Raw genomic sequence first — 23936 nt, forward strand, 5'->3', positions numbered from 1 at the left:
CGTGCTGATAGCGCAGTTACTAATGGTGGTAATAAGAAAAAAGGCTGCTACAAAGAAATCATTTGCCAATATGATTACTGTTATACGGCTTCACCTGATGAGTTATGTAGCCTTGCTGGAGTTTATCAAAGACACGTATAAAGCATGGAGGAAAACATATAATGCCTCTTTTGCTTTTACAACATAAAAAAACCAGGGGTGCTCCCCCCTGTTTTGCAACAATGATTTTTTAGCCTGTAACCTTTAACAGCAAAGTGTTACAGCATTTTTGAACCCGATTTTTGTCGGACAATAATGATTATTTTTATTGGATTACAGCCATTAAACCTGCATGCTCAACCAAAACCAATTCAGCGAATCAGAAACACGGTACAATGTCATCGATCCACTTGTAAAGAAAGCCGGCTGGGATATTGCCGACCGCCGGTCTATTGGTTTTGAAATTCCCGTTGATGGCTATGACGCTGCTCCCATAAATGGTATTACCGGTTACTGTTTATTCTGTGATAACGGCGAAGTACTGACTGTGATCGAGGCTAAACGTACAAGACGAGATGCCCGTGTAGGCAAAGAACAACTGTATCAATACAACACAAAAATTGAGAAGAAGCAGTCATTTCGTCCATTTGGATTTCTGACCAATTGTGATGATATCTGGTTCTGGGATTCCCTGGATTATCCTGACCGGCCTGTTGCGGGATTTTTTACAAAAGGAGATTTGGAACGCCTGTTATTCCTGAAACAAAACCGGCAACCGCTTTCTTTCGTGAAGATCAAAGAAAGCATTATCATCCGCTCTTACCAGGTGGAAGCGATACGAAGAATCGGGGAACATTTAGAAGATGAAGTGGAGCAGATTATGGAATTGACAAAAAGATTAATTGCTTAAAAAACCAAAAAGTAATGAAAAAGATAAAATCAATAGAGATAAAAAATTCTACTTTTTTTGAGGATATAAAAATTGACTTTTCGGAAAAATTAAATTGTATAATGGGTGGCAGAGGAACTGGGAAAACCACGTTACTATATTTTTTAAAAACGGCCTTGTCAAAAGATGAATCTTCTGCGTTTAATATTTTGAAAAATAATTTGGGCAATGGTCAAGTGATAGTTGAAATTGAAGTTGATAAAGATTCCAGTTACAGAATTACGAAGAGTTTTAATGACGAACCTCAACCATTTAAGACATCAGATGGCGTTTTTATATCAATAGATAGGATAATTAGTGACGTTGAATGTGATATTTACGAAGCCGGAGCTATTGAACAAATAGGAAGAAATAGCCAGGACAGACTGAAGTTATTAGACAAAAAGATTTTATCTGATGTGGCAGAACTGGCTCAAGAAATAGAAACAATTCAAATTGACCTTGAATCAAATTCACAGGAGATAAAAACAATTAATGCAAGATTTCTTCAAATAGACGAAAAGCTAAGAGGCTATGAGAATATAGAGGCGGAATTAATGGAACATAAGGAGAGACAACCCAGTGGTATTAAAGAAGAAGAACAGAGAGAATTTGAAATTGCCGATTCAAGTGAAAAGACAAGAAACGGAGAGAGACGGCTTGTTGACAGAATTACAAGTGAATTAACCCAAATTAAGGATGAGTCGGATGCTAGGCTTGATGAAATAAAAGACTTTGAAAGAACCAATATTCCTGAAAATGCCGATAATTTTTTAAATAAAGAGCTAATCAATATAATACTTAAAGACACAAAAGATGTTTTAGAAGTAATTAAAATTAACTATTCTAAATCCAAAGAAGTAATTGAAAGTTTTCTCTCAGCTCTAGTTTCAAAGTCATCATCCCTGAAAGATAATCATGACCTTCAACAAGCAGAGTTTGTTAAGCTTAAGCAGAAGTTTGATGACCACAAAGAATATATTAACAAATACAACAGATTAACCAAAACTCTGGATGAAAAAGCTGCTCTCTTAAAGGATAAAGAGGAAAAACAGTCTAAAAGACAAAAAATAAAACAGAGACGAGAACAACTTGTAAAAAAGCTAAATGAATATAAGCAAACCCTTTTCAATAAAAGACTCGGATGTATAATTGAATTAAATGAGAAGTTTAAAGGAGAAATAAAAATTAGTTTGACTTTTGGTGGTATTGTTGATGAATACGAAGAAAGATTAAGAAGTGCATTAAAAGGTTCAGGATTAAGATATAATGAGTTGATACCAAAAATTATACAAAAATTTAACCCTGATGAATTCGCCAAGCTGGTACACAACAGAGACATTGAAAGTTTAAAAACAATTACGGGAATAGATGCAGTTAGATCTGAGGCATTAGTCAACGCCTTGCATGAAACTGATGCTATATACTCAATTGAAGGATTGTATTGCCCAGACCTACCAGAATTTTTATTGAAAGTAAGAACAGTCGGCGAGCTTGAATCTGAAACTTATCGGAAGTCTGATGAACTATCGATGGGACAACGTTGTACTACCGTCTTGCCAATAGTTTTTGCAGTTTCAAATAATCCGTTAGTGATAGATCAACCTGAAGATAATCTAGACAACAAATACATATCAGGGAACATTCATGAAATAATAAGAGATCAAAAAGCTGACAGACAGTTAATTTTTATAACTCACAATCCAAACATTCCCGTTTTATCAGAAGCCGAGTATAATATATTCCTAACTTTTGATAATCTAGCTAAAATTGAAAAGGATGGGAGCGTTGATGAAGTAAAGGAAAATATTATCAAGTTATTGGAGGGTGGTGAGGAAGCCTTTTTAAAGAGAAAAAACATTTATGGGTATTAAAAAGGCTAGAAAATGAATACTACAGAATTAGAAATATTAAAAAAAGAAATTGAGCATAAAGAAGCTTTGGCTTTCTCTGAAAATTACCCTACAATAGCACTTGTAAAAGAAATACTTTCTTCAATTTATAAAATACCGGCAAAAGACCGAGCTCAGTTTGAAGCATATCACAAACAACTTGGAGAAAAATTATTCAAAAAAGGAGTAAAGCTAAAAGAATTTAATCCTGATGCATTTAAGATTCAAGAAACAACCACACCAATCAAAACACAAGAACGCATAGATGATTTGGATCATAAGCTTCAATGTCTACTGAACTGCATTAAAGATGAATACAATCATTTGCGAAGATTTGTAATCCTAAAATTCGGAGAAGAAAATCTAAAAACTGATATCCTATTACTTCATGATTCCTATTCTAAAAACCCATTACTTGATAAAGCAAGCAATCTTCTAGGTGATGACTGTGAGATGATTCAGTTCAATGAGTTTCTTTCTGACTTAAAAGAAAGTACGGTGAGGTTAAAAAAATTTTACTTGGCGCTTCTAATTTTTTCTCCAAATTCGTCCGCTCAAGAGGGAGAAGAATTTTTAGACACTTTAAGCGGGTATTTTAACAACATCGAACAGATCAATGTAACTCAAATTGACGACCTAAGTAAGGATTTCAATTCATTAAATAAAAACTTTGAAGAAATTAGAAGAGAGGTAAGATATTTAACTGAAATCGATGTAATTAACCAAGAATTAAATCCATTTGAAGAAAAAATATTGAAGAAATTATTTTCAAAAAACTATTATCATACACTAGAATATAAGGTTCTAAGCTCAGGTTTTAGCGGGTCTAAAGTTATTGAGGTGACACCTTTTAAAGAATATGGTAACTCGGCAAAATATGTTGTGAAAATTGACAATATCACAAGCAAGGAAAGAAAAGCAAAAATCGAAGGAGAGCTAAAAAACTTCAAGCAGTTTATTGAAGGTCTTGACACCTTATATACAATAGACCCAGAAAAAACTGATACGCATATTGCAATTAAATACAATTATGCATCCACCGATAGTAAAATCCAATCTAAGTCATTCGCAAGTTTCTATGAAAACCCAGCTAAGGGAGTTGCTGACTTTGAAGTCATTGTTAGAAAACTCTTTGATATAACCCTTTTTAAAAGTAATTGGGATGTTAGACTCAATAAACATCATAATCTTAGAATGGGAGATTTGTACACGAGTTATATTAATCTTGAGAAAATAAAAAAGGTTATTTCAAGAATTCAAGATATTTCGGTGGACAAGGTCAATAGTCTTCCATTGTTAGAGAATTTCAAGAAAATCTCAGACCACAAGATGTCAGTAAAAACGAAAGTTTGTCACGGTGATCTGCATACTGAAAATTTTTTTATTGATGAAAAGGAAAACGTCTTTTTAATCGATTTTGGCGATACAAATAAGCATCATTCGGTTATTGATTATGTAACTCTTGAATGCTCGATTAAATTCCGACATATTCCATTCTATATTGAATTGGATGTTTTAGATAAGATTGAAGATGATCTTTTGTCACCCTCGTCATTTAGTACCGAATTTCGATATAATTCCATAAAAAGAAGTGACTTAACTAAACCCTTTCATTTGATTGCTGTAATTAGGCAACTTTCTAATCAATTTATCAGCGATGAAAGTAATAAGCTTGACTATTTAATTGCACTTTTTATGCTCACGTTTCGACAAGTTCGTTACGATGGATTAAATCAACTTTATGCATACAAAGTCGCGGAAAAACTAGGCAATCGGATTGTAAGTTTAATTTGAAAAATATTTCGCTCAGCAGAACCCCGAACCGCGAAGTGTGCGACCTAAGAAGGATTTACTCATAGCAGATAGCAAATTAAAATCTCAGAAAATAATCAAAGCCCCAGTGGCCGGTGGCGGACAGTTGAAGCAAAGAAGGCGGTGTGAGCGAGAGCTGTGTAAAGCCAAGACTAGTTATGTAAAAGCTAAGAATTAATCTGACAGTTGGGATTAACGATTAGGTTGACCCAGCCTTGATTCAACCTCTTTCCTCCAATCTATCTCCTGATAGTGGTCATCATTATTGATGATAACACGTCCATCTGAAACGGTACTTTTTAATTCCAGGAATCGTTTTTCTTCAGCTATTGTTGGAATAAAATCTTCCTGCCAGCTGCCCTGGTAATAAGAAATGCAAAGCTTGTCAAATGGTTTTTTCACCTCATCCCTCATATAGATTTTAGCAGTGTTGATTTGTATGCTTTTATCCCTTATATAGTTTACAAGGAAATTCCATCCCTTCTTTCGATCCAGGATAATCGAAGAAATTTTGCCACTAAATACTTGGTTGTAGGTACACTGGTGCTCGAAGCCATACATATGGATTTTTTTTCCGCTCGTAAATATTATGTAACTCCTGAAAAGGAAGTAATCCAGTAGCAATAGGTGTATTTGGTTGGTCGATTTTGCTTTTTGAGCAATAAATTCGCTGTTGCTAATTTTACTCATTTAAAATTTGATTTTAGATATTCTTAAGTATTTTTCTGAAATATTCTTAGTACTAAAAACACTTAGTAATGGTATATAAGTTCTACGATCATTTATGTAATGAACAATTTTTTCCACTGAAGTTTTATTTAAGATATGACTAGTCATGTGTCACATTAAAGATTAATTGATCCGTAAGAAACCAAACAGTATTTTTAATTCTTGGAACCCATTTATAGCCATCTTTTATCGAGCCATCCGGTGTTGAGTAATTAATCCTGCCTCGATTTTCGCTGTGAACGACGATTTTCTTAGCCTGCATAATTCCTGCTTCAAGCATTTTCCTTTTCAAATAGCTAACGGATTGTGCTGAACGGTAACGGTGATGCTCTTGTATCTTCTTTGCGCCCCGGTTAATGTCCGCCCTGACGATCATGGCCCTTGATGTAAACTCTGACCCCTTTTGGAAAAGCCTGATCTGTAATTGCAATAGTCGTTCGATAAAGTATCTGCTGTCTAACAGCAGGCGCTTTTCATCGCAGCCATGTGCTGTGAGCAGAAAGATCAAGTCTTGACGTGATGTGGGATTTCGTTCCAGTTTGGACATGATGGCCTTTGCTTGCATATTTTGATTCTGTTTGAATTCTTCTGCTATCAGCAGGAGTCGAAAATTTTGTTTAGCATTTTCATTTTTTGGTTTGTATCCGATTGTATAGGTGCCGGTATAAGGGATGCCGAGTATTGCGGCGGCCTTCCGAAAGCTTGCCAGGCTAATTAGATTGGTCTTGGTATCCACGGTTAGTAGGCCTTGCGACTGCAACCAGCTTAGTTGAGATTTGAATGTTTTTTCACAAAGGCGAATCCACTTCAGTATGTACTCCTTTTGTTTTGTCCATGCCTGAATCTTGCCCGACGTGGTTAAGGCTTTAAGAAGAAACCAGGTTGACCAATATTTGATTTGCCGGTTTGTTTGATACTTATTACCGACACCGTAGGTATCCCGTCTCGCTACCAAAAACTCCGGTGACCGTGTGAGCACACGGACGTCTTTGGGGTAGGAGAGAGGGGTTATATCTAAAGCTAATGGTGGCATCACGATATTTACCTTACAATACTTTTTTTAATCTATTACTGGTGCTGGGTTGATCTTCGTTGGCAGTGATTGTGGTTGACCCTTGCGAAGCGTTTCGGTCAAGCATTGCTTCAATTGACTCGCGGAGAATAAAAATCCTCTTGCCAACTTTTGTTGTTATTAAACGCTCTTTTTGAATTAATGCAGCAATTTGGGTATTGCCGTATTGAAGGAATTCCATGAGTGCCGCACGTGGCACCCATTTCTCGGAAACGGGATTTGTGAGTGATAGTGAAAGAAGAGTTTTCTTGACTTCTATTAGTTCCTCGCAGATGGTGATGATAATTTCATTCGAATCCATGTGTTTCTTGATTTATAGCCCCCAAGATGGATCAAGAAACCTTTGAATGATAAACTAAAATTCTTACGGAAAGTTTGTATTAGGTTGATTGTCTAAGTCTTATAAAGATATTTTTTTATTGAATTTATCAAATAAATATTGTACGTCCCATCATAGAAAGATTTGTCTTCGACATTTTTGCGGGCTTTAATTCTGTCAAATTCCAATTCAGTTAACCAATGTTTGTCCTTGCATATTAAATTCAATATGTCAAATAACGCCAGCAGCCTTTTGCTTTCAGAAATTTCTGGTTCATTAAAAAATAGGGCTGGTAAAATCTCCAAACTAATCCTGCTCTCACCTTTTAATTGGTCAATAAACAACGCTCGTTTTTCCTTTTTATCCTTCGCAATTTTAGCAATTTCTTGTAAGAGTGATTCCATAAGGATCTCAAATCTGTTGCTTTTTCTTTTAAATTTTCCATGGCCCTCATCAAATCTTCTGAAAAAATTATGGAAGTATTTATGTTGCGATAATTCTCTGTGCTTTTTTCTTGTCGCTGTGTCAGCCCAAGAAAAAATTTCAAATTTTGTTTTGATTTCTATATGGCACTGAATAATTTGAAGAGCCACGTTTTTGAGAAATAATGCATTATTGTCAATTTCAATTGCCTTTATGGATTTTAAGATGTCATCGAGTGGTATCATCCATTTCAATGCCGTTTCGGGAATCCCCCAAAAGATAAACCGGTCTTTAACTGCTTTATCTGCCTCAAAACACAGATCATAATAATAGCGACTAATAGTTGTAAAAAAGGTTGGATCAGGTCTTCTTTTTCGGTAAGCAGCGTCCTTAGCAAGTTTCAAATCGGCCGCAAAAAATTCGATTTTTCTGATTTTACCTCTATGCTTAATTTCTTCAATTGCTTTCAAATACTCTTCTTCAATGTGTGTTACGTAGCCGTTTAAATCGGTGTGCATACAAATTCTTTTAAATGTAAGTCAATCTTTTTTTTGGCTAGCCAGAGGCTTTTTTCGGTAATCGAATAGTAAACTTCATCAACATCCCCACTTCTTGTTTGCCCCATCAATCTTTTTATTACCCCATAGTCAGTTATGCCGGCTTCAGACAGAAGCTGACGGAAACTGTGTCTGGCGATATGGGTTGACAGCGGAATTTTGATTCCGGCGCAATTTGCAATGATCTTTAACTGCGCATTGACTTCCTTATTCGATCTATAGGGTAATAATTTACCTGTAATTATACAGTCTGCAAAGGCGCCATATTTATTGACAATCTGTATTGCTTCTTCCGGTAAAAAACATTCGGTAATTACCCCTGTTTTTTTTCTATTGATTAAAAGCTTTTGGCTATCATCAGGCCGCTTCTCAATGTCTTTTTGAGTCAAGGACATGGCATCATGATAAGCCAGTCCTGTATATACCGAAAATAAAAAAATATCCTTGTACAAATGCAGATGTGGCAATAGCTGTGTCGTTAGGTTGTATAATTGACTGATTTGAAAACTTGTTAGTCTTTCCCTCCTTGGGGACTTTGTTTTGATTTTGACTGCCTTAAAATGGTTGGAAGGCAACAACCCTCTGTCAACAGCTCGTGTAAACATTGTCCTGAATTTCTTGATAACACCGGCAGCGGACACTTCGGTCATTCCTGCACGGTTTAATTGCGGGTTGGAGTTAGTAAGGTAATTTTTGAAGTCGTTGGCTATTTCGAATGTTAGTTGTTGAACAGTTAATGACCTTTGATTTCTGTATGAGAGGAACCCGTGCATGTGGTTGATGGCTCGTCGGTATGTTTTAACAGTGCCAGGCGTTTTGTTGATGTTAGCTGCCACTTCGTTTTTGAAATAATTGTCAATAAAGTCTAGCAGTGCTATCGAACTGGATTTTGTTTCGACTCCTATGACGAAGTTTTTTATATCTACAGGATTATATCTTGATAGCTCTGTAGAATTCAGGATAAGAAAATCCGTGAATTTTTGATCCAGCCTATTCAAAATGTGGTTAGCGGGAAAATTTCTTTCGGAGAATCGCATAGTAAATGGATCCCACTTGCGTATTTCATCTTGGGTTAATTCGACATTCAGCCTGCTCTCAGTTTTTAGGCCTTTGTAAGAGATTCTCATGTACATTGGCACCTTGCCATTCTTCTTGCTTTTCTTGGTAGTGTTTGGAAAAAAGGTGACAGTCGCCTTCATATTTTTAATTTTTGGTGAAATTGTTTGTTTTGGTGACAAACTGGTGAACCAAAATTTTACGGAAACTGTTTTTTAGTGGGGTGTATTGAAACTAAAAATCCCCGCTGGTATTGACATTGCGGGGATTTCGTGTCGTACTGGGTTGTACTGAATTTGTTCTTGTAGCCCGTACGGGATTCGAACCCGTATCACCACCGTGAAAGGGTGGTGTCCTAGCCCTTAGACGAACGGGCCGTTTTAAGGGACGGCAAAGATAGGAGTGCAATAGTTTACAGCCAAAAAAAAATGACTTTTTTAAAATCGACTTCCGCCGGCAGATAAGTATTGCAACAAACGTTCAATAGAACGGCGTGACCCCATCCCAAAAACAATTACACAGAAAATCAGAAACCAAAAACGGTTTCTTAACTTCGCCCGGCAATTTTAAAAACTAAAATTTTTTTACAACTATGAGTACAGTTAAAGTAGCCATCAATGGTTTTGGAAGAATTGGCCGCCTCGTTTATCGCCAGATCTATAAAATGGATGGAATTGATATCGTTGCAATCAATGACCTTACAAGTCCCAAAGTACTGGCACACCTGCTGAAATACGATACAGCTCAGGGCCGTTTTGACGCGGATGTAAAGGCTACTGAAAACTCGATTATCGTAAATGGAGATGAGGTAAAAATATATGCGCAAAAAAATCCGGCAGAAATAGCATGGAAAAGCCACGATGTAGATGTGGTGCTGGAATGTACCGGGTTCTTTACTGATAAGGACAAAGCGGCTGCACACTTAACGGCTGGCGCAAAAAGAGTAGTGATATCAGCTCCGGCCACTGGTGACCTTAAGACAATTGTGTTTAACGTTAATCATAATATTTTGGATGGTAGTGAAACTATCATCAGCTGCGCTTCCTGCACCACAAACTGTCTGGCCCCGATGGCGCAGGTACTGGATGAGAAATTTGGCATTGTCAACGGATTGATGACAACCATCCACGCCTTCACCAACGATCAGAACACACAGGATGCTCCTCACCCGAAAGGAGATCTTCGCCGTGCCAGGGCCGCCGCACACAACATTGTGCCTAATAGCACCGGAGCCGCAAAAGCCATTGGTCTTGTATTACCCAACCTGAAAGGAAAGTTAGATGGAAGTGCCCAACGGGTTCCTACTTTGACCGGGTCATTAACAGAAGTAACAGCTATCCTTAACAAAAAAACCACTACGGACGAGGTAAATGCAGCAATGAAAGCTGCGGCTAATGAAAGCTTTGGTTATACAGAGGATGAAATTGTGAGCAGTGACATTATCGGCATTACTTATGGTTCATTGTTTGATGCTACGCAAACGAGAGTACAGACAGTTGGGGATACACAACTGGTAAGAACAGTGAGCTGGTATGATAATGAGATGAGCTATGTCAGCCAGTTGGTTCGCACGGTGCATTATTTTGCAAAGCTGATCAGTAAATAAGGAAATAGTTTTAGAAACCGCAATGAATACAACAGAACATTTTTGTTGTTAACATTGCGGTTTTCATTCTCGCCGGGACGGTTTATGAAGATAAAAAACATTGACGACCTCTCTGCTATTGATCTTCAGCAGCAGGTGGAAGAGGGCGGGAGGTTTGTTTATTTTGCATATACCCTATCTTTAATTGTTGTTACTTTCAGGGATGTTTCTGGTGTTTACCTGATCAGGTCAGGTGAGAGTACAATCAAAAGAAGTTTTTTATTTACTGCCATTTCCTTCTTTTTTGGGTGGTGGGGAATTCCCTGGGGACCAAAATATACCTGCGGCGCTATACGTACTAATTTAAAAGGAGGAAAAGATGTTACCGATGAAGTGATGGATGTGATTGACGGGTACTTATTATTTAAGGAAACGAATAGCGCGAAGGGATTATAAAATTTTAAAAATGACTTTTATGTCAAAATTTTCGGATCACAATTTTGAAGGCCAAAAGGCATTGGTTAGAGTTGACTTCAATGTTCCATTGAATGATAAATACGAGATTACCGACGATACGAGGATGAAAGCCGCTGTTCCTACCATTAAAAAAATTACCGGAGATGGTGGCATTGCGATATTAATGTCGCATTTCGGTCGCCCCAAAGGAGGACCAGAAGAAAGGTATTCCTTAAAACACCTGGTTAAGCATTTAAGTGAGCTGCTTGGCGGCGCCACGGTTTTATTTGCTGATGACTGCATTGGTGAGCAGGCATTTTCAACCGCCAGCATGATGAAGCCGGGGGAAGTGCTTCTTTTGGAAAACCTGCGATTTTATAAAGAAGAAGAAAAGGGCGATGAGAAATTTGCCGAAAAACTGTCGAAACTCGGAGATGTTTGGGTAAATGACGCTTTTGGAACGGCGCATAGGGCACATGCATCGACAGCAGTGATAGCTAAATTTTTCCCTGCAGATAAAAGAATGTTTGGGCTATTGATGGAAGGAGAGGTGAGCAGTGCGGAAAAAGTTTTACATGGGTCCGAAAAGCCTTTTCTGGCCATCATTGGCGGTGCGAAAGTGTCTGACAAGATTTTAATCATCGAAAACCTGCTTGAAAGAGCCACGGACATCATTATTGGTGGCGGCATGGCCTATACTTTTATGAAAGCAGAAGGGGGAAAGATTGGTAAATCTTTATGTGAGGACGATAGGCTCGACACGGCAAAAGAATTATTGGAAAAAGCAAATCAAAAGGGTGTATGTATTCATTTGCCGTCCGATTCTATTATCGCTGATAAGTTTGCTGCAGACGCTGAAACCTCCAATGCACCAAGTAATAATATCCCGGACGGCTGGATGGGACTCGATATAGGTCCAAACGCTATTAAGCAATTTGTAAATGTGATTCATCGTTCCAAAACCATTTTATGGAACGGCCCGATGGGAGTGTTTGAAATGGAAAAATTTCAACATGGAACCAAAGCTATTGCAACTGCAGTAGCAGAAGCTACACAAAAAGGCGCTTTCTCCCTTGTAGGCGGTGGTGATTCTGTAGCTGCAGTAAACCAGTTTGGCTATGCTGACAAGGTAAGTTATGTTTCTACGGGTGGTGGTGCGATGCTGGAATATTTTGAAGGAAAAGTTTTGCCGGGAATAGCGGCGGTACAGCAATAGGGCTATGGGGTGTTGAATTTTTATATTATTTTGGCCACCTATTAAAACACCACCATAAAAATGAAAGCAACTAAAGCACTGCTGGTAATACTTACCTTGGGATTATTCTTAACCTCCTGTCAAAAAGATTCCGATCCACCCCAGGAAAATACGAATGACAAATTATTTGGTACCTGGAATTTCATAGGTATGACGGCTTCCGTGAAAAGTTCAATAACTGCCGGCACTGGAGTTGATCAGGAAAAAATGATAACATCCTACCCAATTGTTGCGCAAAACCCCAAGGGAACCGTTACCATCGATTCTAAGAATATTAAAACCAGTGGGTTAAGCTACTCTTTTAAAACGAACGTCAAAACACAGTTTTATGTAGGAGGTGTTCTCGACTTTTCAGATGACTCACCTTTTGAAGGTGATATGCCTGTGTCAAGTGCATCCACTACTTATAAAACAGTCGGTACAGATTCAATTCACCTGGAAAGTGGTCTTGTTGCTTTTGACCCTGCAGCTGGCGGTGGAGGCGCTTCGAACCAGACAATACCACAAGATTTTAAAATTAGCTGGGAGAACGACGTTCTTGTATTAACATCTCCAATTAAATACAATACGGTCCAAATAATAAATGGATACAATGCCCAGGTTATAGTTGATGCAACTCAAGTAATAAGATTGAAAAAGTAGGAGCTTATTTTTTACTAATCTCTATCACTTTATCATTACTCCCATTACTGGTGCAGATATAAACTTTTCCCTGGGGTGAGATGCATAGGTCCCGCATTCGGCCGTATTTATTGGTGAAATATTCGTTGGTGCTGATTATTTTAGAAAATGTTTCATCCAGTTTCATTTGATATAGTCTTGAGTTTTTGAGCGCCACCAGTAATAAAGAGTTTTTCCATTGCGGTATCAGGTCACTATTGTAATAATCAAGACCGCAGGTGGCGATAGTCGGCGTCCACGCCTGGATAGGTTCTACGACATTGTTATCTGAACAAAAGTCTTGTTCGTTCTGCGTATTACAAAGGCCATGCACATCTGGCCAGCCATAATTTCTGCCTTTTTCAATAATGTTAATTTCGTCGTTATCGCTGGGGCCGTGTTCAGAACTATAAAGTTTGTTGTTGGCAAATACAAGGCCTTGCGGGTTACGATGACCAAAAGACCAATAAGGATTTCCGGCGACAGGATTATCCGCAGGAACACTGCCATCCAGGTTCAATCTCAGGATTTTCCCGTTCAACGATGATTTATTTTGCGCCAAAGATTGATTGGAAGCATCGCCGGTTGAAATAAATAGTTTTTCACCGATGATTAGCAAACGACTGCCATTATGGAAATTGGCGGCCTCAATGTTATCGATAATGATTTTTGGCTCGGTTAAGAGAGTTCCATTGTACGTATAGCGAATTACTTTTTCAGTGTAGCCCGAACCGCTATTATAATTATAAACTACAAAAACATGTGGGGTTGCAGCAAAATTGGGATGCAGCGTCATACCTAAAAGTCCTCCTTCCCCGATTGATACCACCTCATCAATTGTTAAAATAGTTGTTACAGCACCTGTGGATGGATTGACACGGCTTACTTTCCCGTTTCTTTCAGTCATCCAGATATGGTCATCAGGGCCCCACAAAATTTCCCAGGGTAAACGCAGGCTGCTGACAATTGCACTGTCCTTTATCTCAACCGCCCCGGGCGGTTCAATGTTCTTATTTTCTTTTTTGCACTGCAATACATGCAGCGATAAAATGATAAAGAGGAGAAAAGAATTTTTTAGAAAATTCATATCTGCCAGTTGTATAAACATAACGGCCAAAATCATGCCCATAGTTCGTTATAAAATATCAACTCCTGTATAAATCTTGATGAAGGGAAAATTTATCTTGTTGAAATACTAAAAGCACTAATTTTAGTGCCACACAAAAACTATCTACCATGAAAGGGACAAAAAACCTCACCTTGATAATTATTCTTGCAATCGTTCTTATTGTTGGTGTAATGGGTTGTAATGGTTATAACGGATTGGTAAAGCAAGATGAGACGGTAAAAAATTCGTGGAACAATGTGCAAAGCTCTTATCAGCGGAGAGCTGATCTTATTCCTAACCTGGTAAATACGGTAAAAGGTGAGGCCAATTTTGAACAACAGACTTTGATTCAAACAATCGAGGCGAGATATAAAAATCTGAATAGCGTAAAAGTGGATCCGGCTAATCTCACCGATGAAAACATCGCGAAATTCCAGGCCGCTCAGGGCGAATTGAGCAGCGCTTTAAGCCGTTTAATGGTAGTAGTTGAAAACTATCCGAATTTAAAGGCAAATGAAGGGTTCCGTGCTTTACAGGCTGAATTGGCCGGAACAGAAAACAGGATCAATGTGGCAAGAAATGATTTTAACGGGACCGTTAATGAATATAATACAAGAGTTCGATCTTTTCCCATGAACTTTTTTGCAGGAATGTTTGGCTTTAAAGTGAGAGAGGGTTTTAAGGCCGATGAAGGAGCACAGAAAGCTCCCGAAGTAAAATTCTGATTACCCGATAAAATAATGTGGTTGAAAATTTTCCCCTGGCAGAGAAAGAACGAGTTCTTCACCCCTGAAGAAAAGCAACTTATTGTTGAAGCAGTGCGCAATGCAGAAAGGCGAACAAGTGGAGAAGTACGTGTATTTATCGAAAGCCGTTGCCCTTACATGGATGCCATCGACAGGGCTGAACAGATTTTCTTTAAACTGCAAATGCAAAAAACAGCGGATCGTAACGCTGTGATCATATATGCTGCGTTGAAAGATCATCAATTGGCGATTTATGGTGATGCCGGCATTCACAATAAAGTGGGGCAACAATACTGGGATCGCGAAGTACAACAAATGATCAGCTCCTTTAACAGGGATAACTATGCAGAGGGAATTCGTCAATGTGTAATTGATGTCGGTGAAGCCCTGCATACCCACTTCCCATTTGATAACGATACAGATAAAAATGAATTGCCGGACGAGGTCGTATTTGGTAAATAATATTCATGAAGAAATTTTTTCTTTTCCTATTTTTTCTTTCTTCTGTTTGTGCCTATGCTCAAATAGATAAATATGTTCCGCAGCGACCCTCCCCGCCAAAGCTGGTAAATGATTTTACACAATCGCTTACGCCGGAACAAATACAAGCTCTGGAAAGTAAACTTGTCGCCTACGATGACAGTACTTCCAGCCAGGTTGCGGTAGTTATTATTCCAACCACCGGTGATTACCCAATAGAAGATGTGGCCTTGCAAATTTTGAGGCGCTGGGGTGTAGGGGGTAAAAGTGCAAACAACGGAATTGTTGTATTGGTTGCAAAAGATGATCGCAAAGTTCGGATAGAAGTTGGCTATGGTTTAGAAGGCGCTATCCCCGATCTGATTGCTGCTTCGATCATCGACCATGAAATTGTTCCCAATTTCCGTGAGAATAATTACTATCGCGGTCTTGATGAAGGAACCAATGCAATATTCAAGGCTGCTGCCGGGGAATACAAGGCTCCGGAAGGGTATGCAAAAAGGAAGGGTAGTAAAGGGCCGGGTTTGGGCACTATTATTTTTATCATTATTATTCTTGTTATTCTCTTCAGTGGCGCCGGGGGCGGACGCGGTGGTGGATATGTATCCCGTCGTGGTTACAGGGGATGGTGGTTGCCAACTGGTGGCTGGACCGGAGGCGGCGGCGGCTGGTCTGGTGGCGGAGGAGGCGGGGGTTGGTCAGGCGGCGGAGGCTTTGGTGGATTTGGTGGTGGAAGTGGCGGCGGAGGCGGAGCAAGTGGAAGCTGGTAAAAAGTAATAAAAATTATTGGTGTTTATTGATAAATCGCCTGCGTGTCAGCAGATGACAGTATCCGCATACAGGCCTTCCTTTCAAACCAGCTCAAACTAATATATAATAAAATTATAAGTCATTCTTTGCGCAACTGTTTATAGACTTAATTGAATTAATTTTGATGAAAGCATCTTCTGAATGAACCGGCTTATTTGTAGCATTTCTTTTCTGGTATTGAGTGGCATAAGTTTTTCTCAAAAGACTTTTTTCGTTTACATACAGTCTGAAGCGGAGCAACCTTTTTTTGTGAAGATGAATGATAAAAATATAAGTTCATCCCCATCCGGGTATGTTATTTTATCACAACTGAAGGACAGTACTTATAATTTCAAGGTAGGATTTCCGCAAAATAAATGGCCCGAGCAGGATTTTTCAATTGCAATGAAATCTAACGACCATGGCTTTTTATTAAAGAATTTTAATGAAAGAGGGTGGGGGCTATTTGATTTGCAGACACTAAATGTTGTAATGGCGGGGAAAAAGGAAATCGCCAAAATCAAAACAGAGCCACAGGCAGTTTCGCTATTTACTGAAGTTTTATCCAAAGCGGCCAACGATCCTTCCCTACGGGAAAAGCCAGTATTCGCTGTGGTGAAGGAAGAAAAATCAATCAGTCAGGATGTGGTTGCCAGGCAGCAAGATGCTCCTGTTAAAGAAAAAGAACTTCAACCGAAGCTAGAGGCGAAGCCAGCTGCAACCATTGATAGCAGCAAAACAACTGGAATTGTCGAAAGCGACGAACCCAAAGCAGAAACTCCAAAAATAGTATCTCAGAAAGAAGAGATTTCGAAATTACCGCAGGACAGTGTACAACCACAAGTAGCGGTAAAGGACAAGGAGTTAGAAAAGAAAGATTCTATCAACGCCTCTTCGATGTTGAAAAATGTTGAGGACACTAAAGCTGAAACGACAAACAAAATAGTTGCTTTAGAAGAAACAAAAACCGACACGGCTAATAAAACAATTGCATTAGAAAGATCACCAACATCGCAGAAAGAAAATACTCAACCGCAAACAGCTTATAGAAGATCAGTTGTACTAAAAAAATCAGAAAGTTCTAGCTTAGAAGGTTTGGGGTTGGTGTTTATAGATCAGTATCCGGGGGGTGAGAAAGATACAATCAGTATATTAATTCCCAGTACAGCTCCGCTTTTCGGAACTGAAAATACATCACCTGTTAATGAAAAGAAGTTTTTGAATATTGATGATTCGAAAGAAAATATGTCATCTCTGGCTGTAAATAAGACTAATTGCAAGGCTGTTGCTTCTCAAAACGACTTTCTCAAACTAAGAAAGAAAATGGCTGGTCAAAAAGATGATGAGGCGATGTTAACTGAAGCTAAAAAGGAGTTTAAGCTCAGATGTTTTTCCAGCGAACAGGTAAAAAATCTCGGTGCTCTTTTTTTGAATGAACCCGGTAAGTTTCAATTTTATGAGGCCGCCTATCCTTATAGCAGCGATCCGGCTAGTTTCGTAGCATTACAAAACGAATTTAAAGACCCCTATTTTATTCATCGGTTTAAAAACATGATTAAATAAGCCTCTTGGTTTAAAAGGCCTTTCTAGTCAATCGTTGCTAACTCATGCCCCGTTATTTTCTCGAAGTATCGTACAATGGCTCTCAGTACAGTGGTTTTCAATCCCAGGAAAATGCCAATACCATCCAGGCAGAAATTGAAAAAGCATTTAAAATATTACAAAGGGAAGAAGTAGCAATGACCGGCTCATCAAGAACGGATGCCGGGGTACATGCATTGCAAAATTTTTTTCACTTCGACTTTCAGCAGCCGTTAAATCCAAAGTTTGTTTATAAGATCAATGCGATATTGCCGCCTCAAATTGTGGTAAGGTCTGTTTCCCAGGTTTCACCAGGAGCTCACTGCAGGTTTGATGCAATAAGCCGTGAATACAAATACTTTATCTACCGGCAAAAGGATCCATTCCTGATGGGTAGAGCTTATTATTTTCCCTATAAGCTCGATTTTGATAAATTGCGGGAAGCCGCTTCAGTGGTGCAGGAATACCATGATTTCACTTCTTTTTCAAAGAGAAATACGCAGGTTAAAACCTTTCAATGCCAGGTTAGCCAAAGTGAGTGGTTTTGGGAAAATGGTTGTTTGATTTACCATGTCGAAGCCAATCGTTTCCTTAGAGGAATGGTAAGAGCTTTGACAGCCACTATGTTACAGGTCGGAAGAGGAAAAATCGATCTGCCCGAATTCAGGCGGATAATCGAGGCAAGAGATTGTACAAAAGCAAGTTTTGCAGTCCCTGCACATGGCTTATTCCTGGTGGCGGTTAAATTTCCGCTGATCGAAGCCTGATTTTATTTCCTGTGGGTCTATATTTTAGGCGATTGGCGGGTTTAGTTTTAAAAAAGATTTGGTGAGAATAATTTCACTCCTATCTTTGCACCCCGCTTTAAAAAACGGGCTAGTTCTCTGAATAGTATCATTTGATTTTAAGAAAACTACAAGCAAAAAAATCAGGAAATAAAGTTTGGTAGTAATACTCAAACCCTTAGTTTTGCACCCCGCTTAAAAACGGACTAGTTCTCTGAATAACATCATTTGATTTTAGGAAAACTACAAGCAAAAAAATCAGGAAATAAAGTTTGGTAGTAACACTCAAACCCTTAGTTTTGCACCCCGCTTAAAAACGGATTAGTTCTCTGAATAACATCATTTGGTTTTAAGAAAACTACAAGCAAAAAAATCAGGAAATAAAGTTTGGTAGTAATACTCAAACCCTTAGTTTTGCACCCCGCTTAAAAACGGGATTAGTTCTCTGAGATTGTGAAAAACACTGCGTGGCAAATGTGAACAAAAGTTTACAAAAAAATTTGCCGGTAAATATTGAACGCTTACCTTTGCAGTCCGTCATTAAAAAACGGAAAGTTCTTCACAAAACAAATTGATTATCAAACCAATGCTTCTGAAATTTTTTCAAAAAAAATGAAGAAAAATTTGGTAGAAATAAAAAGGCTCCTACCTTTGCACTCCCAAAAATACTGAGCTAGTCTGAGTAACAAAAGGGATGGCAAAATAAAGCCAAAAGATCTTTGAAAGTTGGGAAACAATAGCACTTTGACAGTTCTTCGGAACGTCAAAAACAATAGGTAAGTCAAGCTAAACACAATTTAGATTTGACACGTTTAATTTTCTATTGAGAATTCTACTGTCAGTATCAAACATCATTTACAATGGAGAGTTTGATCCTGGCTCAGGATGAACGCTAGCGGCAGGCTTAATACATGCAAGTCGAGGGGCAGCATGGTGTAGCAATACACTGATGGCGACCGGCAAACGGGTGCGGAACACGTACACAACCTTCCTTTAAGCGGGGAATAGCCCAGAGAAATTTGGATTAATACCCCATAGTATATAGGTTAGGCATCTAACTCTTATTAAAGATTTATCACTTAAAGATGGGTGTGCGGCTGATTAGGTAGTTGGCGGGGTAACGGCCCACCAAGCCTACGATCAGTAACTGGTGTGAGAGCACGACCAGTCACACGGGCACTGAGACACGGGCCCGACTCCTACGGGAGGCAGCAGTAAGGAATATTGGTCAATGGACGAAAGTCTGAACCAGCCATGCCGCGTGGAGGATGAAGGTCCTCTGGATTGTAAACTTCTTTTATATGGGACGAAAAAAGGCTTTTCTAAGTCGTCTGACGGTACCATATGAATAAGCACCGGCTAACTCCGTGCCAGCAGCCGCGGTAATACGGAGGGTGCAAGCGTTATCCGGATTCACTGGGTTTAAAGGGTGCGTAGGTGGGTTGGTAAGTCAGTGGTGAAATCCCCGAGCTTAACTTGGGAACTGCCATTGATACTATCAGTCTTGAATATCGTGGAGGTTAGCGGAATATGTCATGTAGCGGTGAAATGCTTAGATATGACATAGAACACCAATTGCGAAGGCAGCTGGCTACACGAATATTGACACTGAGGCACGAAAGCGTGGGGATCAAACAGGATTAGATACCCTGGTAGTCCACGCCCTAAACTATGGATACTCGACATCAGCGATACACTGTTGGTGTCTGAGCGAAAGCATTAAGTATCCCACCTGGGAAGTACGATCGCAAGATTGAAACTCAAAGGAATTGGCGGGGGTCCGCACAAGCGGTGGAGCATGTGGTTTAATTCGATGATACGCGAGGAACCTTACCTGGGCTAGAATGCTGGGAGACCGTGGGTGAAAGCTCACTTTGTAGCAATACACTGCCAGTAAGGTGCTGCATGGCTGTCGTCAGCTCGTGCCGTGAGGTGTTGGGTTAAGTCCCGCAACGAGCGCAACCCCCATCACTAGTTGCCATCAGGTAACGCTGGGAACTCTAGTGAAACTGCCGTCGTAAGACGTGAGGAAGGAGGGGATGATGTCAAGTCATCATGGCCTTTATGCCCAGGGCTACACACGTGCTACAATGGGGAGGACAAAGGGCTGCAACATAGTGATATGAAGCTAATCCCAAAAACCTCTTCTCAGTTCAGATTGGAGTCTGCAACTCGACTCCATGAAGCTGGAATCGCTAGTAATCGTATATCAGCAATGATACGGTGAATACGTTCCCGGACCTTGCACACACCGCCCGTCAAGCCATGGAAGCCGGGTGTACCTAAAGTCGGTAACCGTAAGGAGCCGCCTAGGGTAAAACTGGTGACTGGGGCTAAGTCGTAACAAGGTAGCCGTATCGGAAGGTGCGGCTGGAATACCTCCTTTTTAGAGCAAGCACTTACTTGCTATTGTTTCCCACAACTTTCAATTTTAGTTCTTTTTAAAAAGTAACCCGATAACACGGGGGCTACAAAACAGATCCGTAGCTCAGCCTGGTTAGAGCACTACACTGATAATGTAGGGGTCAGCAGTTCAAATCTGCTCGGGTCTACTAATACTGGTAGTTAGTTGATTTGTTGACTGGTTGATTAGGTTTAACCTATCAACTGATTGACTAATAAACTAATCAACCTTAACCGGGGGGTTAGCTCAGTTGGCTAGAGCATCTGCCTTGCACGCAGAGGGTCATCGGTTCGACTCCGATATCCTCCACAAAAGTTCTTTATTTGATGTGATTCGTTCAGGCGAATCGTTTGGTTCAAGTCCAACACATCGACACGTTCTGATTTATCAGAATAAGCTCTTTGACATATTGGGAAAAGTTGTTAGAATATGTATTTAATAATGTTTCTTATTTGATTATAAGAAACACCACTTCAAGAATTGAGAAATTCTAGTTTTAATTTTTTTAAAGCAATTAAGGGCACATGGTGGATGCCTTGGGTCTGAGAGGCGATGAAGGACGTGGTAAGCTGCGATAAGCCAGGGAAAGCTGCACACAAGCATTATATCCCTGGATCTCCGAATGGGACAACCCACTATACTGAAGGTATAGTACTCGAAAGAGAGCCAACCTCCTGAACTGAAACATCTAAGTAGGGAGAGGAAAAGAAAATAATAATGATTCCCCGAGTAGTGGCGAGCGAAAAGGGAAGAGCCTAAACTTTGACGGCGTGCCGTTAGAGGGTTGTAGGACTGCATTTAGAAATTGTCATCAAGTTGAATCTTCTGGAAAGTTGAGCCATAGACGGTGATAGCCCCGTAAGCACAAATTGACAAGGACGAGCAGTATCCTGAGTAGGGCGGGACCGGAGAAATCCTGCTTGAATCTGCCAGCACCATCTGGTAAGGCTAAATACTCCTCAGACACCGATAGTGAACCAGTACCGTAAGGGAAAGGTGAAAAGCACCCTAAACAAGGGAGTGAAATAGTACCTGAAACCGTGTGCCTACAAGCGGTCGGAGCATAGCAATATGTGACGGCGTGCCTTTTGCATAATGAGCCTACGAGTTGCTCCTCACTGGCGAGGTTAAGTTCTTTATTAACGGAGCCGTAGCGAAAGCGAGTCCAAATAGGGCGACTAGTCAGTGGGGGCAGACGCGAAACTTTGTGATCTATCCATGGGCAGGTTGAAGGTTAGGTAAAACTAACTGGAGGACCGAACCCGTTGACGTTGAAAAGTCTTGGGATGACCTGTGGATAGGGGTGAAAGGCCAATCAAACTGAGAGATAGCTCGTTCTCCCCGAAATGTTTTTAGGAACAGCCTCGGATTATGAAGTCTGTTAGAGGTAGAGCTACTGATTGGGCTAGGGGGCTTCACCGCCTACCAAACCCTGACAAACTCCGAATGCTAACAGATATTCTCCGGGAGTGAGGCTACGGGTGCTAAGATCCGTGGCCGAGAGGGAAATAACCCAGAATAGCAGCTAAGGTCCCTAATACATAGTTAAGTTGATCAAACGAGGTGAGACTTCTATAACAGCCAGGATGTTTGCTTGGAAGCAGCAATTCATTTAAAGAGTGCGTAACAGCTCACTGGTCGAGAGGTCTTGCACGGAAAATAATCGGGCATCAAACTATGAACCGAAGCTCTATGATCGCCGCTAAGCGGATGATCGGTAGGGGAGCATTCAAACTGCATCGAAGGTGACCGGCGACGGTTGCTGGAGCGGTTTGAAAAGAAAATGTAGGCATAAGTAACGATAAAAGGAGTGAAAAACTCCTTCGCCGAAAGTCTAAGGGTTCCTGATCAACGTTAATCGGATCAGGGTTAGTCTGGTCCTTAGTCAAACCCGAAAGGGGTAGATGATGGAAAGCTGGTTAATATTCCAGCACCTGCTATACAATGAAAGTGACGGAGAGCCGTGGTCACTGCGTACTGACGGATATGTACGCCTGAGTGGAGTCTTCGGACAAAGCGAAGTGATAAAAGTTCTTCCAAGAAAAGCGAGTATAGCAGCCAGTACCGCAAACCGACACAGGTAGACGGGATGAGTATTCTAAGGCGCTCGGGTGAGCCGTGGAGAAGGAACTAGGCAAATTGACGCTGTAACTTCGGGATAAAGCGTACCATCTTCGGATGGTCTCAGTAAAATGGTTCAACCAACTGTTTAACAAAAACACAGGGCCCTGCAAAATCGAAAGATGACGTATAGAGCCTGATACCTGCCCGGTGCTGGAAGGTTAAGGAAGGGTGTTCGACGCAAGTCAAAGCTCCTGACTGAAGCCCCAGTAAACGGCGGCCGTAACTATAACGGTCCTAAGGTAGCGAAATTCCTTGTCGGGTAAGTTCCGACCTGCACGAATGGTCTAATGAGTTGAACGCTGTCTCCTCCACGAGCCCGGTGAAATTGTAGTATCGGTGAAGATGCCGGTTACCCGCCACGGGACGGAAAGACCCCGTGAACCTTCACTACAACTTTGCATTGATTTTGAATTACGGATGTGTAGAATAGTTGGGACGCTTTGAAGCAGTGGCGCTAGCCATTGTGGAGCGGTCGTTGAAATACCAACCTTCTTTGATTTAGAGTCTAATCCCTTGCGGGAAACAGTGCATGGTGGGTAGTTTGACTGGGGTGGTCGCCTCCTAAAGAGTAACGGAGGCTTGCAAAGGTACCCTCAGTACGGTTGGTAATCGTACGAAGAGCGCATTAGTATAAGGGTGCTTGACTGTGAGGCACACAAGCCGAGCAGGGACGAAAGTCGGCTAAAGTGATCCGGCGGTTCTGTATGGAAGGGCCGTCGCTCAAAGGATAAAAGGTACTCCGGGGATAACAGGCTGATCTCCCCCAAGAGCTCATATCGACGGGGAGGTTTGGCACCTCGATGTCGGTTCGTCACATCCTGGGGCTGGAGAAGGTCCCAAGGGTTCGGCTGTTCGCCGATTAAAGTGGCACGTGAACTGGGTTCAGAACGTCGCAAGACAGTTCGGTCCCTATCTGTGGTGGGCGCAAGTAAATTGAGAGGACATGACCTTAGTACGAGAGGACCGGGTCGTACGTACCGCTGGTGTATCAGTTGTGCCGCCAGGTGCAATGCTGAGTAGCTATGTACGGACAGGATAAACGCTGAAAGCATCTAAGCGTGAAACCTTCCTTAAGATGAGTTTACTTTTAAGGGCCGTCAAAGACTATGACGTTGATAGGCTACAGGTGTAAAGGTGGTAACATCAAAGCCGAGTAGTACTAATTGCCCGTAAGCTTTAATTTTTTTAAATACTTT

General features: G+C 40.5%; 19 protein-coding genes, 3 tRNA genes and 2 rRNA genes. 17 read left to right on the forward strand and 7 right to left on the reverse strand.

What is annotated here, in order from left to right; translation table 11 throughout:
* The 4 genes from P2W73_RS06540 to P2W73_RS06555 all read left to right on the forward strand — a co-directional run.
* Positions 1-187: hypothetical protein (locus tag P2W73_RS06540; protein ID WP_276501205.1), on the forward strand; the 187-nt coding region annotated here is incomplete at its 5' end.
* 144 nt (positions 188-331) lie between these two features.
* Positions 332-889, forward strand: coding sequence for a type I restriction endonuclease (locus P2W73_RS06545; RefSeq protein ID WP_276501206.1), 558 nt, complete (start codon positions 332-334; stop codon positions 887-889).
* A gap of 14 nt (positions 890-903) precedes the next feature.
* The gene (locus tag P2W73_RS06550) at positions 904-2781 is read left to right on the forward strand and encodes an AAA family ATPase (protein WP_276501207.1); all 1878 of its coding nucleotides are present in this window, start codon (positions 904-906) and stop codon (positions 2779-2781) included.
* A 12-nt stretch (positions 2782-2793) separates the two neighbouring features.
* A complete protein-coding gene (locus tag P2W73_RS06555; protein WP_276501208.1) occupies positions 2794-4593 on the forward strand; it encodes a phosphotransferase in 1800 nt (599 codons plus the stop codon).
* A gap of 210 nt (positions 4594-4803) precedes the next feature.
* On the opposite strand, the gene P2W73_RS06560 is transcribed toward P2W73_RS06555, so the two are convergent.
* From P2W73_RS06560 to P2W73_RS06585, 6 genes are all read right to left on the reverse strand, one after another.
* Positions 4804-5301: a hypothetical protein gene (locus tag P2W73_RS06560; RefSeq protein ID WP_276501209.1), complete on the reverse strand. Its 498-nt coding sequence runs from the start codon at positions 5299-5301 to the stop codon at positions 4804-4806.
* A 139-nt stretch (positions 5302-5440) separates the two neighbouring features.
* Positions 5441-6373 carry a hypothetical protein gene (locus P2W73_RS06565; RefSeq protein ID WP_276501210.1) on the reverse strand — a complete coding sequence of 311 codons (933 nt, stop codon included), beginning with the start codon at positions 6371-6373 and terminating at the stop codon, positions 5441-5443.
* Positions 6374-6386: 13 nt separating this feature from the next.
* Positions 6387-6713 carry a hypothetical protein gene (locus P2W73_RS06570; RefSeq protein ID WP_276501211.1) on the reverse strand — a complete coding sequence of 109 codons (327 nt, stop codon included), beginning with the start codon at positions 6711-6713 and terminating at the stop codon, positions 6387-6389.
* A gap of 92 nt (positions 6714-6805) precedes the next feature.
* Positions 6806-7672, reverse strand: coding sequence for a hypothetical protein (locus P2W73_RS06575; protein ID WP_276501212.1), 867 nt, complete (start codon positions 7670-7672; stop codon positions 6806-6808).
* Entirely contained in the window at positions 7657-8910 is a 1254-nt protein-coding gene (locus P2W73_RS06580; protein ID WP_276501213.1) for a tyrosine-type recombinase/integrase, read from the reverse strand. Before P2W73_RS06580 ends, P2W73_RS06575 begins: the two co-directional genes overlap by 16 nt.
* A gap of 162 nt (positions 8911-9072) precedes the next feature.
* Positions 9073-9144 (reverse strand) — tRNA-Glu (locus P2W73_RS06585).
* A 215-nt stretch (positions 9145-9359) separates the two neighbouring features.
* Here P2W73_RS06585 and gap point away from each other — a divergent pair.
* The 4 genes from gap to P2W73_RS06605 all read left to right on the forward strand — a co-directional run bounded on the left by gap (position 9360) and on the right by P2W73_RS06605 (position 12705).
* The gene (gene gap / locus P2W73_RS06590) at positions 9360-10373 is read left to right on the forward strand and encodes a type I glyceraldehyde-3-phosphate dehydrogenase (RefSeq protein ID WP_276501214.1); all 1014 of its coding nucleotides are present in this window, start codon (positions 9360-9362) and stop codon (positions 10371-10373) included.
* 84 nt (positions 10374-10457) lie between these two features.
* On the forward strand, positions 10458-10808 hold the full coding sequence (locus tag P2W73_RS06595) for a hypothetical protein (RefSeq protein ID WP_276501215.1): 351 nt from the start codon (positions 10458-10460) through the stop codon (positions 10806-10808).
* Between the two features lie 19 nt (positions 10809-10827).
* Positions 10828-12024, forward strand: coding sequence for a phosphoglycerate kinase (locus P2W73_RS06600; protein WP_276501216.1), 1197 nt, complete (start codon positions 10828-10830; stop codon positions 12022-12024).
* Between the two features lie 60 nt (positions 12025-12084).
* Positions 12085-12705, forward strand: coding sequence for a hypothetical protein (locus tag P2W73_RS06605; RefSeq protein WP_276501217.1), 621 nt, complete (start codon positions 12085-12087; stop codon positions 12703-12705).
* Positions 12706-12709: 4 nt separating this feature from the next.
* Here the strand turns inward: P2W73_RS06605 and P2W73_RS06610 are convergent, their stop codons facing one another.
* Positions 12710-13810, reverse strand: coding sequence for a PQQ-dependent sugar dehydrogenase (locus P2W73_RS06610; protein WP_276501218.1), 1101 nt, complete (start codon positions 13808-13810; stop codon positions 12710-12712).
* Between the two features lie 149 nt (positions 13811-13959).
* Here P2W73_RS06610 and P2W73_RS06615 point away from each other — a divergent pair, with 149 nt between their 5' ends.
* From P2W73_RS06615 to P2W73_RS06655, 9 genes are all read left to right on the forward strand, one after another.
* Entirely contained in the window at positions 13960-14556 is a 597-nt protein-coding gene (locus P2W73_RS06615; RefSeq protein ID WP_276501219.1) for a LemA family protein, read from the forward strand.
* Between the two features lie 15 nt (positions 14557-14571).
* Positions 14572-15039: a TPM domain-containing protein gene (locus P2W73_RS06620; protein ID WP_276501220.1), complete on the forward strand. Its 468-nt coding sequence runs from the start codon at positions 14572-14574 to the stop codon at positions 15037-15039.
* A 5-nt stretch (positions 15040-15044) separates the two neighbouring features.
* Positions 15045-15827 (forward strand): TPM domain-containing protein, encoded by a 783-nt coding sequence (locus tag P2W73_RS06625; protein WP_276501221.1) that lies wholly within the window; start codon positions 15045-15047, stop codon positions 15825-15827.
* Positions 15828-16122: 295 nt separating this feature from the next.
* Positions 16123-17409: a hypothetical protein gene (locus tag P2W73_RS06630; RefSeq protein WP_276501222.1), complete on the forward strand. Its 1287-nt coding sequence runs from the start codon at positions 16123-16125 to the stop codon at positions 17407-17409.
* 44 nt (positions 17410-17453) lie between these two features.
* Positions 17454-18194 carry a tRNA pseudouridine(38-40) synthase TruA gene (truA, locus tag P2W73_RS06635; protein ID WP_276501223.1) on the forward strand — a complete coding sequence of 247 codons (741 nt, stop codon included), beginning with the start codon at positions 17454-17456 and terminating at the stop codon, positions 18192-18194.
* 875 nt (positions 18195-19069) lie between these two features.
* Positions 19070-20598 (forward strand): 16S ribosomal RNA (locus P2W73_RS06640).
* A 91-nt stretch (positions 20599-20689) separates the two neighbouring features.
* Positions 20690-20764, forward strand: a tRNA-Ile gene (locus P2W73_RS06645).
* Between the two features lie 87 nt (positions 20765-20851).
* Positions 20852-20925 (forward strand) — tRNA-Ala (locus P2W73_RS06650).
* A 195-nt stretch (positions 20926-21120) separates the two neighbouring features.
* Positions 21121-23923, forward strand: a 23S ribosomal RNA gene (locus tag P2W73_RS06655).
* The 16S and 23S rRNA genes sit together here with 2 tRNA genes alongside, the layout of an rRNA operon.
* The last annotated feature ends 13 nt before the right edge of the window (positions 23924-23936 follow it).

It is taken from the genome of Terrimonas pollutisoli (genome assembly GCF_029360765.1).
GTDB classification, from domain to species: Bacteria; Bacteroidota; Bacteroidia; order Chitinophagales; family Chitinophagaceae; genus Terrimonas_B; species Terrimonas_B pollutisoli.